The following is a 13,570-nucleotide window of genomic DNA, read 5'->3' as shown; positions in this document are numbered from 1 at the left end:
CTACCCCCTTAGGGCCTCCTCGGGGGGCGTGTAGGGGAGGCCGAAGGCCTCGGCCACCCCGGGGTGGGTGAGGCGGCCCTCGTGGGTGTTAAGCCCCTTGAGGAGGGCCGGGTCTTCCTTTAGAGCCTCCAGGCCCTTCTCCGCCAGCTTCAGGAGGTAGGGCAGGGTCTGGTTGGTGAGGGCGAAGGTGCTGGTCCTGGGCACCGCCCCCGGCATGTTGGCCACCCCGTAGTGGACCACCCCGTCCACCACGTAGGTGGGCTCCGCATGGGTGGTGGGGCGGATGGTCTCCACGCACCCCCCCTGATCCACGGCCACGTCCACGATCACCGCCCCTTCCTTCATCAGGGGGAGCATCTCCCGGGTGACCAGCTTGGGGGCCTTGGCCCCGGGGACGAGCACCGCTCCGATGAGGAGATCGGCGTGCTGGACGCTCTTCTTGATGTTGGCCTCCGTGGCCGTGAGGGTCACCACCCGGCCCCCGAAGACGTCGTCCAGGTACTGGAGGCGCTTGTGGTTCACGTCCAGGATGGTCACCTGGGCCCCCATCCCCAGGGCGATCTTGGCGGCGTTGGTGCCCACGGTGCCGCCCCCCAGGATGACCACGCTGGCCGGGGCCACCCCGGGCACGCCCCCCAGGAGCACCCCCCGGCCCCCCTTGGGCTTTTCCAGAAACTCCGCCCCCACCTGGGGGGCCATGCGGCCCGCCACCTCGCTCATGGGGATGAGGAGGGGAAGGGAGCCGTCGGGAAGCTGCACGGTCTCGTAGGCGATGCCCGTGACCCCGCTTTCCAGCATGGCCCGGGTGAGGGCCTCGTCCGCGGCCAGGTGGAGGTAGGTGAAGAGGATGAGGCCCCTCCTGAGGAAGCGGTACTCCTCGGGCAGGGGCTCCTTCACCTTCACCACCAGCTCCGCCCCCCAGGCCTCGTCCCGGCCCACCAGGATGGCCCCGGCCCGCTCGTACTCCGCGTCGGATAGGCCCGAGCCCACTCCCGCGCCCCGCTCCACCAAGACGGTGTGGCCGCGCCGCACCAGGCTCTCCACGCCCCCCGGGGTCAGGGCCACCCGGTTCTCCAGGGTTTTGATCTCCTTCGGTACGCCGATCACCATGCTAGGCCTCCTTTACGAACACCCGTTTGATCTTGAGCTTGAAGCCATCGCCCTCCGCGATGGCCAGAAGCCGCCTGCGGGAGTCTACCAGGGTTACGTAGCCCAAGGCGGGGATGGGGAGGGGGATGCCCTCCAAGACCCTCCGCGCCTCGGTGTGGGAAAGCTCCACCACCGGGAAGGGAAGGGCGTCCAGCTCGGGGATGGCCTTGTCGGGGGCCAGCTCGGAAAGGGGCACGGCCCGCTCCAGGCCGATCTTGCCGATGCGGGTGCGCACCAGCCCCGAGAGGAAGGCCTTGGTCTTCAGCATCTCCCCCAGGTCCCGGGCGAAGGCCCGCACGTAGGTCCCGGGGCCCACCAGAAGCCGGATCACCGCGGTGGGGTAGGGGCCTAAGGGCCTGGGCAGGGCCACCTTCCGCCCCCCCTTTTCCGCAAGCCGCCACCCCCGGGCGGAAGGGGCGATGGGGTGGGGGGTGGGGAAGGGGTCAAAGGCCAAAAGCTCCACCTCCAGGTAGCGCACGGGCCTCGGCCCAAGCTCCAAGGGCTTGCCCTCCCGGGCGGCCTCGTAGGCCCGTTTGCCCCCCACCTTGATGGCGGAATAGAGGGGAGGAACCTGCTCTCTCATCTCCAGGAAGCGGGGGAGGGCCGCTTCCAGATCCTTGCGGTCAAAGCGCACCGGGGCCTCCTCGCTCACCGGCCCTTCCGCATCCAGGGTGGGGGTGGTGGCCCCGAAGGAGACCCAGGCCAGGTACTCCTTGTCCTCCCCCGAGAGGAAGGGGACCAGCTTGGTGCTCTCGTCGGAGACCAGGAGGAGGAGCCCCGTGGCCAGGGGGTCCAGGGTGCCCGTGTGCCCCACCCGCCTCGTTCCCAGGCGCCGCCTCGCCTCCTCCACGGCGTGGTGGGAGGTGAGGTGGAGGGGCTTATCCACCGCGTAAAGGGCCATGCCTTAGGGATTCTATCACCCCAGGAAAGGGGGGTAAAATGCCCTTTATGGACCTAGCCGCCCGCTACCCGAGCCTAGGTTTCGCCTGGCCCAGGCCGGGGGTTTTGGAGATCACCTTCCGGGGGGACAAGCTCAACGCCCTCTCCCCGGAGGCCCACCGGGCCCTGGCCCGGGTCTGGAAGGACCTGGAGGGGGTGGAGGGCCTCCGGGCGGTCCTCCTAAGGGGGGAAGGCGGGGTCTTCTCCGCCGGGGGCTCCTTCGCCCTCATCGAGGAGATGCGGGCCTCGAGGGAGGCCCTCCTTAGGGTCTTCTGGGAGGCCAGGGACCTGGTCTTAGGGCCCCTAGACTGCCCCTACCCGGTGGTGGCCGCGGTGGAGGGCGTGGCGGTGGGGGCGGGGCTCGCCCTGGCCCTGGCCGCGGACATCGCCGTGGTGGGGAAGGGGGCAAGGCTTCTGGACGGCCACCTGCGCCTGGGGGTGGCCGCGGGGGACCACGCCGTCCTCCTCTGGCCCCTCCTGGTGGGCCTCGCCAAGGCCAAGTACCACCTCTTCCTGAACGAGCCCCTCACGGGGGAGGAGGCGGAAAGGCTTGGCCTGGTGGCCCTGGCGGTGGAGGACGAAGGGGTCTACGCGAAGGCCCTGGAGGTGGCGGAGAGGCTCGCAAAGGGCCCTAAGGAAGCCCTTCGCCACACCAAGCACGCCCTAAACGGCTGGCTCAGGGCCTTCCTGCCCCAGTTTGAGGTTTCCTTGGCCCTGGAGTTTCTGGGCTTTTCCGGGGAGGAGCTGGAGGAGGGCCTGAGGGCCCTTAGGGAAAAGCGCCCGCCCCGCTTCCCATGAGGCTTCAGGCCTACCTGGCCCGCGCAGGGGTAGGGAGCCGGAGGAAGGCGGAAGACCTCATCCGCCAGGGCCGGGTGCGGGTGAACGGGGCCGTGGCCCACCTGGGCCAGAAGGTGGGCCCCCATGACCGGGTGGAGGTGGACGGGAAACCGGTGGCCCTCCCCGAGCGGGTGGTCCTCGCCCTGCACAAGCCCCGGGGCTACACCACCACCCGCTTTGACCCCCACGCGGAGCGCACGGTCTACGAGCTCCTCCCCCACATCCCCGGCCTCCACCCCGTGGGGCGGCTGGACCGGGACTCGGAGGGCCTCCTCCTCTTCACCAACGACGGGGAGCTCACCTTCCGCCTCACCCACCCCCGGTACGGGGTGGAAAAGGTCTACCGGGTCTGGACCGAGGGGGGCACCCTGCCCGAGGCGGTCTGCCGGCGGCTTTTGGAGGGGGTGGAGCTGGAGGACGGGCTGGCCCGGGCCCTCGCCTGCCGCCCGGCCCCCGGGGGGGCGGTTCTGGTCCTGGCCGAGGGCCGCAAGCGGGAGGTGCGGCGGATGCTGAAGGCGGTGGGCTACCCCGTGCGGCGCCTCCTCCGCACCCAGGTGGGCCCCGTGCGCCTGGGGGACCTTCCCCCTGGGCGCTGGCGCTTCCTGAAGGGGTCCGAGCTTAAGGCCTTGGAGAAGCGGGTGGGCCTGCTGGGGTAGTATAGACGGGATGTTCGCGCCCGGAAACGGACCGGTACAGATCAGCCAGGAGGCCATCGCCAAGCGGGTGGCGGAGCTGGGGGCGGAGATCGCCCGGGACTACCAGGGCAAGACCCCCCATCTCATCTGCGTTCTGAACGGGGCCTTCATCTTCATGGCCGACCTGGTGCGGGCCATCCCCCTGCCCCTCACCCTGGACTTCATCTCCATCAGCTCCTACGGCAACGCCTACAAGACCAGCGGGGAGGTGGAGCTCGTCAAGGACCTCCGCCTCCCCATCCACGGGCGGGACGTGATCGTGGTGGAGGACATCGTGGACACCGGCCTCACCCTCTCCTACCTCCTGGCCTACCTCGAGGCCCGGAAGCCCGCCTCCATCCGGGTGGCCGCCCTGCTCTCCAAGCCCGCCCGGCGCCAGGTGGAGGTGCCCGTGCACTACCTGGGCTTTGAGGTGGAGGACGCCTACGTCTACGGCTACGGCCTGGACCGGGCCCAGTTTGACCGCAACCTGCCCTTCATCACCTCCATCTCCCCGGAGGAAGAATGAGGTACCTGGACCTCATCGCCGTGCTCTTCGCCGCGGTGCTCCTCGTCTCCAACGTGGCCTCCACCAAGCTGGTGGTCCTGGGCCCCTTCACCTTTGACGGGGGCACCCTGCTTTTCCCCTTGGCCTACATCTTCGGGGACGTGCTCACCGAGGTCTACGGCTACCGGAAAAGCCGGAGGGTGATCTGGCTGGGGTTTTTCTCCCTCCTCCTCGCCGCCTTCACCTTCCAGCTGGTTTCGGCCCTGCCCGCGCCGGGGGATGAGGAGAGCCGGCGCTTCGCCGAGGCCTTTGGCCTCCTCCTCGGCCTCACCCCGAGGATCGTCCTGGGGAGCCTTCTCGCCTACTTCGTGGGGGAGTTCGCCAACGCCTACGTGCTGGCCCGGCTCAAGGTGCGCACGGAAGGGCGGCACTTCTGGCTCAGGGCCCTCCTCTCTACCCTGGTGGGCCAGGGGCTGGACACGGGGGTCTTCCTCCTGGTGGCCTTCCTGGGGGTCTTCCCCCCGGAGGTCCTCCTCGCGGTCTTCCTCTCCAACTACGCCTTCAAGGTGGGGGTGGAGGCGGCCATGCTCCCCCTCACCTACGGGGTGGTGGGCTTCCTGAAGCGGGCCGAGGGCCTGGACGTCTACGACCGGGACACGGACTTCAACCCCTTCCGCCTGGCATGAACCCCCTTTTTTCCCACCCCATGGGCGTGGGCACCTGGGCCTGGGGGGACCGGCTCTTCTGGGGCTACGGCCGGGGGTATGGGGAAGGGGAGCTGGAAGGGGCTTTTCGGGCCGGCCTCGAGGCCGGGGTGCGCCTCTTCGACACCGCGGAGTTCTACGGCTTTGGCCTCGCCGAGCGCCTCCTCGGCCGCTTCATGGCCCGAAGCGGCGAACGGCCCTACCTGGTCACCAAGTTCTTCCCCTACCCCTGGCGCCTCTCCCGGAAGAGCCTCCTCCTGGCCCTAAAGGGAAGCCTTGGGCGGCTTGGGGTGGAGGCGGTGGACCTCTACCTCCTCCACTGGCCCTGGCCCCCGGTGCCCTTAAGGGTCTGGGCCTCGGCCCTGGCGGAGGCCTATGAACGGGGCCTCGCCCGGGGCGTGGGGGCCTGCAACCTGGCCCTGGGCCAGCTTGGGGAGGTAAAGGAGGTTTTGGACCGCCACCGGGTGCTCCTTTTGGCCCTGCAGGTGGAGTATAGCCTCCTCAAGCGGGACTGGGAGCCTCACCTTCCGGCCCTCCGCCGGGAGGGGATCGCCCTCATGGCCTATAGCCCCCTGGCCATGGGCTGGCTCACCGGCAAGCTGGACCCCAAGCGCCCCCCCAAGGGCTACCGGGGGGCCAAGTACCGCCCCCTGCTCGCCCAGGTGGAGCGCCTCCTTCCCCCGCTTAGGGCCCTGGCGGAGGCCAAGGGGGTAAGCCCCGCCGCCGTCGCCCTCCGCTACCTCATGGAGAAGGGGGCCCTCCCCATCCCGGGGGCCAAGAACGCGGCCCAGGCCCGGCTCAACGCCGAGGCCCTGCGCTTCCGCCTCACCCCCGAGGAGGTGGCCCTTTTGCAGGCGGCGTCGTAAGCTTTAGGGGGATGCCGGGGATCGCCATCATCGGGGCGCAGTGGGGGGACGAGGGCAAGGGCAAGGTGGTGGACGCCCTGGCCCCGGAGGCGGACTACGTGGTGCGCTACCAGGGCGGGGCCAACGCCGGCCACACCGTGGTGGCCGAGGGGCGGGTGTTCAAGCTCAACCTCCTCCCCTCGGGGGTCATCCACCCCCACGCGGTGAACGTCCTGGGGGACGGGATGGTCATAGACCCCTTCCGCTTCCAGGAGGAGCTTTCCGCCCTGGAGAAGGAGGGCTTCCGGCCCCAGGTCCTGGTCTCCGAGCGGGCCCACCTGGTCCTTCCCCACCACAAGCACGTGGAGAGCCGCCACAACTTCGTGGGCACCACCGGACGGGGGATTGGCCCCGCCTACTCCGACCGGGCCCGCCGGGTGGGGATCCGCGCGGGGGACCTCCTGGACGAGGAGGTCCTGAAGGAACGGGTGCGCCGCCTCCTCTTTGAGAAGCCCAACTCCACCCGGGAGGCGGGCTGGACCTCGGAGGAAAAGGCCCTGGAGGACCTCCACCGCATGCGGGAGATCCTCGCCCCCTACCTCGCGGACACCGGGGCCCTCCTAAGGGAGGCGGTGCGCAAAGGGAAAAGGATCCTCTTTGAGGGGGCCCAGGCCACCCTTTTGGACCTCAACTACGGCACCTACCCCTATGTGACCAGCTCCCACCCCACGGTGGGGGGCATCCTGGTGGGGGCGGGGGTTAACCACAAGGCCATCACCAAGGTCTACGGGGTGGCCAAGGCCTACGCCACCCGGGTGGGGGAGGGGCCCTTCCCCACGGAGATCGGGGGGGCCTTGGCCCACCACCTCCGGGAGAAGGGCGGGGAGTACGGCACCACCACCGGCCGTCCCCGCCGGGTGGGCTGGCTGGACCTGGTGGCCCTGAAGTACGCCTGCGAGGTGAACGGGTTTGACGGGCTGGCCCTCACCAAGCTGGACGTGCTTTCGGGGCTGGAGACGGTGCGGGTGGCCGTGGAATACCTGGACGGAAGCCGCCCTGGGGAGGCCCCGCCGGAAGCGGTGCGCTACCTGGAACTCCCGGGCTGGGGGGACCTTTCCGGGGTTAGGCGGCGGGAGGACCTCCCCAAGAGCCTCCAGGCCTACCTCGAGCTCATTGAGGAGCACACCGGAGTCCCCGTGGTCCTCTTCTCCACCAGCCCCCGGCGGGAGGACACCTTCGGGGCGGTGAGCTGGGTCTAAGGGCCCTGTCGCGGCTTGCGCCGCGACGGGAACCCCACAGAGCGCCCCACCAAAGCGGAAGCTTCGGTGGGGTGATTAGAGGGGCCTTACCCAGACCTCCCGCCTCCTCGGCCCGTCAAACTCCGCCAGGAAGACCTGCTGCCAGCGCCCAAGCTTAAGCCTTCCCCCCTCGGCGAAGAGGAGGAGGCTCACCCCGGTGAGGAGGCTTTTCAGGTGGGCGTGGGTGTTGCCCTCGGCGTGCCGGTCCTTGGGGTGGAGCTTAGGGGCAAGCTCCTCCAGGCGCCGGAGGAGGTCGTGGGCCACGTCGGGGTCCGCCCCTTCCTGGAGGAGGAGGCCGCAGGTGGTGTGGGGGGTGAAGAGGTAGACCAGGCCCGTGTGGCCCGAGAGGGCCTCCTCCACCTTCCGGGTGATGTTCACGAAGCCTTCCCTTGGGGTTTCTACTTGGATGGTCTTCATCCCAGCCGGGTCACGCGCAGGTGGAAGCTCTTCTCCACGGTGAAGGGCCGGTCCAGGTCGCCGAAGGTGCCCTCGGCCCAGGTCCAAAGCCGGGCCATGGCCCGCTCGTGGGCCTCCTGGGGCACCCTTTGGGTGAAGGAGTAAAGCCTTTCCTGGAGGGCCTCGAGGCTCTCCCTGGGGGTCCTCTCCTCCCGCCAAAGGGCCACCTGGCGGGCTTTGGGCCTAAGGCCGAGCCGCCTAAGGGCCTCCTCCACCTCCTTTAGTCTCCTCTGGTGGAGCCCCCGCTCCACGGGAAAGCCCTCTTCCTCCACCAGGGCCCGCCACTTCTCCTGCAGGGCCCACTCCTCCTCCGAGACCACCCGGTCCCAGCCCTCCAGGAGGACCCCCCCGGGCTTCAAGACCCTTAAGGCCTCCGCCAGGGCTTTGGGCCAGTCGGGAAGGAGGTGCCAAAGGTGCACCGCGATCACCGCGTGGACGCTTTCGTCCGGCAGGGGCACCTTCCTGGCGTCCGCCTCCAGGACCTGGACCTTGCGCATAACCCCCGCGGCCTTCTGCCGGAAGACCTCCAGCATGGCGGGGTCATGGTCCAGGGCGATGTACCGGTACCCCCGGGCGATGAGGGGGAGGGCGATGCGCCCCGTGCCCACCCCAAGCTCCAGGAACACCGCTTCCTCCCCCCTGGTCTGGAGGGCGCCCGCCATGGCCGTGGCGATCTGCCCTGCCACCTCCGGGGGGTGGGCCCTCAGGCGGTCGTACGCGTAGGCCACCCGGGTCAAGGTGTACCCCATGCCCCTTCTCATTCTACCGGGTATGCTTTCCCCCATGAAGGGTCTCATCCTGGCCGCGGGCCGGGGCACGCGCCTCAGGCCCCTCACCCACACCCGGCCCAAGCCCGTGATCCGGGTGGCGGGGCGGCCCATCATCCACTACGCGGTGGAGAACCTCCTCCAGGCAGGGGTGGAGGAGATCGGGGTGGTGGTCTCCCCGGAAACCGAGAAGGACCTGAGGCTGGCCCTCGAGGCCTACCCCGTGCGCTACATCCTCCAGGAGGAGCCCCAGGGCCTGGCCCACGCGGTGGGGGTGGCCCGGGGCTTCCTGGGGCAAAGCCCCTTCGTCCTCTACCTGGGGGATAACCTCTTCCAGAAGGGCATCCGCCCTTTCCTGGAAGCCTTTTCCGAGGGGGTGAGCGCGGTCATCGCCCTGGTGCGGGTGGAAAACCCCCGCCAGTTCGGGGTGGCCGTCTTGGAGGGGGAGCGCATCGTCCGCCTGGTGGAGAAGCCCAAAGACCCCCCTTCGGACCTGGCGGTGGCCGGGGTCTACGTCTTCACCCCGGAGATCCTGGAGGTCATCCGGGACCTCAAGCCCTCGGCCCGGGGGGAGTACGAGATCACGGACGCCATCCAGGGCCTGATTGAGCGGGGCCGGAAGGTGGTGGGGGTGGAGGTCCAGGGCTGGTGGAAGGACACCGGCCGCCCCGAGGACCTCCTGGACGCCAACCGCCTCCTCCTGGAGGAGCTTGCCCCCCGGCTGGACGGGGAGGTGGAGGAAAGCCACCTCACGGGCCGGGTGGTGGTGGAGCGGGGGGCGAGGGTGGTGGGAAGCCGGGTCATCGGCCCGGCCTACATCGGCGAGGGCGCGGTGGTGGAGGGGGCCTACATCGGCCCCTTCACCTCCTTGGGGCCGGGGGCGAGGGTGGTGCGGGCGGAGGTGGAGTACGCCATCCTGGAGGACCAGGCGGTGGTGGAGGACTCCCCCCTCCGCCTCCAGGAGAGCATCCTGGGCGTGGGGGCCCAGGTGAAGGGGCGTAACGGCCTCCCCCGGGCCCACCGCCTGGTCCTGGGGGATCTCTCCCAGGTGGAGCTGGCCTGATGCCGGCCCTGCTGGACCTCCTTACCGAGGAGTTCCAAAGCGGCGAGGCCCTGGCCCGCCTCCTCGGGGTGAGCCGGGCCGCGGTGCACAAGGAGGCCCACCGCCTCCTGGAAGAGGGCTACCCCCTGGAGGTGGGGCGGAAGGGGTACCGCGTCCGCCCCGGCACCCCCCTTCCCCATCTCTTCCACCCCCCGGGGCGGTTTGGGCGCCCCTACCGCTACCTGGGCCGGGTGGGGAGCACCCAGGACGCCCTCAAGGCCTGGGCGGAGGAGGGGGCCCCGGAAGGGGCCTTGGTCCTTTCCGAGGTGCAGGAAAGGGGCCGGGGCCGGAGGGGGAGGCCCTGGCAAAGCCGCCCTGGGGATAGCCTCACCTTCTCCCTCCTCCTGAGGCCGAGCCTTCCCTTGGCCGCCTTGGGCCTTCTCCCCCTCCTTTCCGGCCTGGCCCTGTGGGAGGCGGTGGGGGTGGGGGGGCTCAAGTGGCCCAACGACCTCCTGGCCCCGGACGGCCGCAAGCTGGCTGGGGTCCTCCTGGAGGCCAAGGTGGAGGGGGAGGAGGTGGCCTACGCCCTCCTTGGGGTGGGGGTGAACGTGGCCTGGGCCCCCGAAGGGGCGGCACCCCTCCTGGAGTTTGGGGCCTTTTCCCGGCGGGGGATCTTGGAGGCCTTCCTCCTCCGCTTGGAGGCCCTCCTCCCCCTCCTGGAAGACCCCCCCTCTTTCCTCGCCCGCTACCGGGAGGCCTCCTACACCCTGGGCCGGAGGGTGCGGGTGGAAACCCCAAAGGGCCCCGTGGAGGGGGTGGCGGAGGCGGTCCTCCCCGACGGGAGCCTGGTGGTGGGGGGGGTGCGGGTGGCCGCGGGGGAGGTGGCCCTTCTGCCCATTATTGAGTAAGCTGCGCTCATATTTTCCCAACACCCATGCTATACTGAGGGCAGGATGTTCGCTCGCATCTTCACCAAGGAAGAAGCCGACGCCCTCCTCCCCGAGCTCCGGCGGGTCCTGGCCCAGATGCGCCAGGCCAAGGGGGAGCTTAAGGACCTCCAGGCCCGCCTCCCCGAAGCCCGGGGCCTCGAGCGCCGGAGGCTGGAAGAGGAGGCCCGCTTCCTCCTGGGGGCCCTGGAGGCCGACGCCCGCTATTTGGCCTCCTTGGGGGTCTTCCTAAAGGACCTGGACCGGGGGCTGGTGGACTTCCCCGCCCGGGTGGGGGGGGAGGTGGTCTTCCTCTGCTGGCAGGAGGGGGAGCCCGAGGTGGCCCACTACCACCCCCTTTCCGGGGGGTTCAAGGACCGGCGCCCTTTGGGGCCTAACCCGCCCCTTCTCCCGGAGCCCCGCCCCGGCGAAAGGCGGCCAGGCGCCTAAGGTCCTCCTCCACCAGGTCGCTCCGGCCCGCCAGGGATTCCAGGTGGTGCCTTAGCTCATGGAGGAGGGTTTCCCACACCTCCCCCTCCCAGTCAAACCCCTCGTCCGCCACCTCTAAAAAAGAGCCGTAGTAGAGGGCGATGTGCCGACCCAGGCCCTCAAAACCCCCCAGGGCGCTGGGGGGCCCCGGGTCCAGGTACTCCCCGAGCCGCCACACCCCGGGCAGGCCAGGCTCGGGCTTGGCCTCGGGGAGGACGTGGACCCCTTGGAGCCCCTCTTTGAAGGCCTCGGGAATTTCCGCCCAAAGCCGCTCCACCAGTTTTTGAAACGCCCGGTAGGTCATCGGTGGTAGGGGTGGCCCGCCTTGAGGGTGAAAAGGCGGTAAAGCTGCTCCAGGAGCACCAAGAGAGCCAGCTCGTGCTGGAGGGTGAGGGGGGAGAGGGCGAGGAGGAGGTCCGCCCTTTTCCGGACCTCCTCGGGGTGCCCTTCCGCGCCCCCCACCAGGAAGGCCACCCTTTGCCCCTCCCATCCCTGGAAGAGCCGGTAAAGCCCCTCCGTGGTGAAGAGCTTCCCCCTTTCGTCTAGGACCACCTTGAGGTGGCCCTCCGCCTTGGGGAGGAGGGCTTCCCCTTCCCGCACGAAGAGGAGCTCGAGGGGGGCGTACCTTCCGATGCGCCCCGCGTACTCCTCCACCCCGAGCCTGGCGTAGGCCAGCCGGGGCCTGCCCACCGCCACCACCCGCAGGCGCACGCCCCCATCCTACCCCTTGGGGCGGTATACTCGGGGGCGAAGGGAAAGTGGGACCTAACCCCCACCCCGAAAGGAGCCTGAAGCCCTTACCCAGGGCGGGCTGAGAAGGCGCCACAAGCGCCCAAGAAGGAGGGTTTATGGTCAAGGACACCCACCGGTTCCAGCCCTTCACCCCCGAGCCCATAAGGCTCATTGGGGAGCGAGGGGAGTGGCTAGGGGACTTCCCCTTAGACCTGGACGAGGCGGTCCTCCGCCGCATGTACCGGGACATGCTGGCCGCCCGGATGCTGGACGAGCGCTACACCATCCTCATCCGCACGGGCAAGACCAGCTTTGTGGCCCCTTCGGCGGGGCACGAGGCCGCCCAGGTGGCCATCGCCCACGCGGTGAAGCGGGGGTTTGACTGGATCTTCCCCTACTACCGCGACCACGGCCTGGCCCTGGCCTTAGGGATCCCTCCCCGGGAGCTTTTCGGCCAGATGCTGGCCACCCAGGCCGATCCCAACAAGGGCCGGCAGATGCCCGAGCACCCCGGTTCCAAGGCCCTCCACTACTTCACCGTGGCCAGCCCCATCGCCTCCCACGTCCCTCCGGCGGCGGGGGCGGCCATCAGCATGAAGCTCCTCCGCACCGGCCAGGTGGCGGTCTGCACCTTCGGGGACGGGGCCACCAGCGAGGGGGACTGGTACGCCGGCATCAACTTCGCCGCCGTCCAGGGGGCCCCGGCGGTCTTCGTGGCGGAGAACAACTTCTACGCCATCAGCGTGGACTACCGCCACCAGACCCATAGCCCCACCATCGCCGACAAGGCCCACGCCTTTGGCATTCCCGGCTACCTGGTGGACGGGATGGATGTCCTGGCCAGCTACTACGTGGTGAAGGAGGCGGTGGAAAACGCAAGGCTCGGCAAGGGGCCGAGCCTGGTGGAGCTTCGGGTCTACCGCTACGGGCCCCACTCCTCCGCGGACGACGACAGCCGCTACCGCCCCAGGGAGGAGGTGGAGGCCTGGAGGAGGAAAGACCCCATCCTCCGCTTCCAGCGCTTTTTGGAGGCCCGGGGCCTCTGGACCCTGGAGTGGGAGGAGGACCTCAAGGAGGAGATCCGCGCGGAGCTGGAACGGGGCCTGAAGGAGGCCGAGGAGGCGGGGGAGGTGCCCCCCGGGTGGATGTTTGAGGACGTCTTTGCGGAGATGCCCTGGCACCTGAAGCGCCAAAAGGCCCTTCTAGAGGAGGAGCTCTGATGGCCCTCATGACCATGGTGCAGGCCCTGAACCGGGCCCTGGACGAGGAGATGGCCCAGGACCCCCGGGTGGTGGTCCTGGGGGAGGACGTGGGGAAAAGGGGCGGGGTCTTCCTGGTCACGGAGGGGCTTCTCCAAAAGTACGGCCCCGACCGGGTCATGGACACTCCCCTCTCCGAGGCGGCCATCGTGGGGGCCGCCCTGGGCATGGCCGCCCACGGCCTCAGGCCCGTGGCGGAGATCCAGTTCGCGGACTACATCTTCCCGGGGTTTGACCAGCTGGTGAGCCAGGTGGCCAAGCTCCGCTACCGCTCTGGGGGGCAGTTTGCCGCACCCCTGGTGGTGCGCATGCCCTCCGGGGGCGGGGTCAAGGGGGGGCACCACCACTCCCAAAGCCCCGAGGCCCACTTCGTCCACACCGCGGGGCTTAAAGTGGTGGCCGTCTCCACCCCTTACGACGCCAAGGGCCTCCTGAAGGCCGCCATCCGCGACGAGGACCCGGTGGTCTTCCTGGAGCCCAAGCGCCTCTACCGGGCGGTGAAGGAGGAGGTGCCGGAGGAGGACTACACCTTGCCCCTGGGCAAGGCCGCCCTTAGGCGCGAGGGGAAGGACCTCACCCTGATCGGTTACGGCACGGTGATGCCCGAGGTCTTGAAGGCCGCGGAGGAGCTTCAGGGGGTGGGGGTTTCCGCGGAGGTCCTGGACCTGAGGAGCCTCATGCCCTGGGACTACGAGGCGGTGATGAGCTCCGTGGCCAAGACCGGGCGGGTGGTCCTGGTCTCCGATGCGCCCAGGCATGCGAGCTTTATCAGCGAGGTGGCGGCCACCATCGCCGAGGACATCCTGGACATGCTCCTGGCCCCCCCCATCCGGGTTACGGGGTTTGACACCCCCTACCCCTACGCCCAGGACAAGCTCTACCTGCCCACGGTGACCCGCATCCTGAACGCGGCCAAGCGGGCGTTAGAATACTAGGGGAGGTTCC

Annotated in this window: 17 protein-coding genes; 11 read left to right on the top strand and 6 right to left on the bottom strand. The window is 69.6% G+C overall.

Features of this window, described 5'->3' with window-relative positions:
* Both ald and truB read right to left on the bottom strand, forming a co-directional pair.
* The gene (gene ald, locus B043_RS0102665; RefSeq protein ID WP_018460853.1) at positions 1–1,110 is read right to left on the bottom strand and encodes an alanine dehydrogenase; all 1,110 of its coding nucleotides are present in this window, start codon (positions 1,108–1,110) and stop codon (positions 1–3) included.
* A 1-nt stretch (position 1,111) separates the two neighbouring features.
* Complete coding sequence (truB, locus tag B043_RS0102660; protein WP_018460852.1) at positions 1,112–2,050, bottom strand: tRNA pseudouridine(55) synthase TruB; 939 nt, start codon at positions 2,048–2,050, stop codon at positions 1,112–1,114.
* A gap of 47 nt (positions 2,051–2,097) precedes the next feature.
* Here truB and B043_RS0102655 point away from each other — a divergent pair, with 47 nt between their 5' ends.
* Genes B043_RS0102655 through B043_RS0102630 form a run of 6 tightly spaced genes read left to right on the top strand, consistent with a single transcriptional unit; the run spans position 2,098 to position 6,915 of the window.
* On the top strand, positions 2,098–2,886 hold the full coding sequence (locus B043_RS0102655) for an enoyl-CoA hydratase/isomerase family protein (protein ID WP_026234095.1): 789 nt from the start codon (positions 2,098–2,100) through the stop codon (positions 2,884–2,886).
* On the top strand, positions 2,883–3,581 hold the full coding sequence (locus tag B043_RS0102650; protein ID WP_016330284.1) for a pseudouridine synthase: 699 nt from the start codon (positions 2,883–2,885) through the stop codon (positions 3,579–3,581). The genes B043_RS0102655 and B043_RS0102650 overlap by 4 nt, the downstream gene beginning before the upstream one ends.
* A gap of 10 nt (positions 3,582–3,591) precedes the next feature.
* On the top strand, positions 3,592–4,128 hold the full coding sequence (gene hpt, locus B043_RS0102645) for a hypoxanthine phosphoribosyltransferase (protein WP_016330283.1): 537 nt from the start codon (positions 3,592–3,594) through the stop codon (positions 4,126–4,128).
* Positions 4,125–4,793, top strand: coding sequence for a queuosine precursor transporter (locus B043_RS0102640; RefSeq protein ID WP_018460850.1), 669 nt, complete (start codon positions 4,125–4,127; stop codon positions 4,791–4,793). The genes hpt and B043_RS0102640 overlap by 4 nt, the downstream gene beginning before the upstream one ends.
* Complete coding sequence (locus tag B043_RS0102635; RefSeq protein ID WP_018460849.1) at positions 4,790–5,677, top strand: aldo/keto reductase; 888 nt, start codon at positions 4,790–4,792, stop codon at positions 5,675–5,677. Before B043_RS0102640 ends, B043_RS0102635 begins: the two co-directional genes overlap by 4 nt.
* An 11-nt stretch (positions 5,678–5,688) precedes the next feature.
* Entirely contained in the window at positions 5,689–6,915 is a 1,227-nt protein-coding gene (locus B043_RS0102630; RefSeq protein ID WP_018460848.1) for an adenylosuccinate synthase, read from the top strand.
* Positions 6,916–6,990: 75 nt separating this feature from the next.
* Here the strand turns inward: B043_RS0102630 and B043_RS0102625 are convergent, their stop codons facing one another.
* Together B043_RS0102625 and B043_RS0102620 are read right to left on the bottom strand one after the other, a co-directional pair.
* Positions 6,991–7,371, bottom strand: coding sequence for a secondary thiamine-phosphate synthase enzyme YjbQ (locus B043_RS0102625; RefSeq protein WP_016330279.1), 381 nt, complete (start codon positions 7,369–7,371; stop codon positions 6,991–6,993).
* Positions 7,368–8,159: a class I SAM-dependent methyltransferase gene (locus tag B043_RS0102620; RefSeq protein WP_016330278.1), complete on the bottom strand. Its 792-nt coding sequence runs from the start codon at positions 8,157–8,159 to the stop codon at positions 7,368–7,370. Before B043_RS0102620 ends, B043_RS0102625 begins: the two co-directional genes overlap by 4 nt.
* A 34-nt stretch (positions 8,160–8,193) precedes the next feature.
* Here B043_RS0102620 and B043_RS0102615 point away from each other — a divergent pair, with 34 nt between their 5' ends.
* The 3 genes from B043_RS0102615 to B043_RS0102605 are packed head-to-tail and all read left to right on the top strand — an operon-like array spanning position 8,194 to position 10,595.
* Positions 8,194–9,240, top strand: coding sequence for a glucose-1-phosphate thymidylyltransferase (locus B043_RS0102615; RefSeq protein WP_026234094.1), 1,047 nt, complete (start codon positions 8,194–8,196; stop codon positions 9,238–9,240).
* Positions 9,240–10,127, top strand: a complete 888-nt coding sequence (locus tag B043_RS0102610) for a biotin--[acetyl-CoA-carboxylase] ligase (protein WP_018460846.1) — start codon at positions 9,240–9,242, stop codon at positions 10,125–10,127. The genes B043_RS0102615 and B043_RS0102610 overlap by 1 nt, the downstream gene beginning before the upstream one ends.
* 45 nt (positions 10,128–10,172) lie before the next feature.
* The gene (locus B043_RS0102605; RefSeq protein WP_018460845.1) at positions 10,173–10,595 is read left to right on the top strand and encodes a DUF2203 domain-containing protein; all 423 of its coding nucleotides are present in this window, start codon (positions 10,173–10,175) and stop codon (positions 10,593–10,595) included.
* On the opposite strand, the gene B043_RS0102600 is transcribed toward B043_RS0102605, so the two are convergent.
* Positions 10,540–10,938 carry a metallopeptidase family protein gene (locus B043_RS0102600; RefSeq protein ID WP_016330274.1) on the bottom strand — a complete coding sequence of 133 codons (399 nt, stop codon included), beginning with the start codon at positions 10,936–10,938 and terminating at the stop codon, positions 10,540–10,542. The genes B043_RS0102605 and B043_RS0102600 overlap by 56 nt on opposite strands.
* Positions 10,935–11,345 carry a 23S rRNA (pseudouridine(1915)-N(3))-methyltransferase RlmH gene (locus B043_RS0102595; protein WP_016330273.1) on the bottom strand — a complete coding sequence of 137 codons (411 nt, stop codon included), beginning with the start codon at positions 11,343–11,345 and terminating at the stop codon, positions 10,935–10,937. Before B043_RS0102595 ends, B043_RS0102600 begins: the two co-directional genes overlap by 4 nt.
* A gap of 137 nt (positions 11,346–11,482) precedes the next feature.
* Here B043_RS0102595 and B043_RS0102590 point away from each other — a divergent pair, with 137 nt between their 5' ends.
* Together B043_RS0102590 and B043_RS0102585 are read left to right on the top strand one after the other, a co-directional pair.
* A complete protein-coding gene (locus B043_RS0102590) occupies positions 11,483–12,586 on the top strand; it encodes a thiamine pyrophosphate-dependent dehydrogenase E1 component subunit alpha (protein ID WP_018460844.1) in 1,104 nt (367 codons plus the stop codon).
* On the top strand, positions 12,586–13,560 hold the full coding sequence (locus B043_RS0102585) for an alpha-ketoacid dehydrogenase subunit beta (protein WP_018460843.1): 975 nt from the start codon (positions 12,586–12,588) through the stop codon (positions 13,558–13,560). The genes B043_RS0102590 and B043_RS0102585 overlap by 1 nt, the downstream gene beginning before the upstream one ends.
* Positions 13,561–13,570 lie beyond the last annotated feature (10 nt).

The organism is Thermus oshimai DSM 12092, from assembly GCF_000373145.1.
In the GTDB taxonomy this organism is placed as follows: domain Bacteria; phylum Deinococcota; class Deinococci; order Deinococcales; family Thermaceae; genus Thermus; species Thermus oshimai.
The sequence above is the reverse complement of the archived record's forward strand: the minus strand, read 5'-3'. Positions and strand labels throughout refer to the sequence as shown.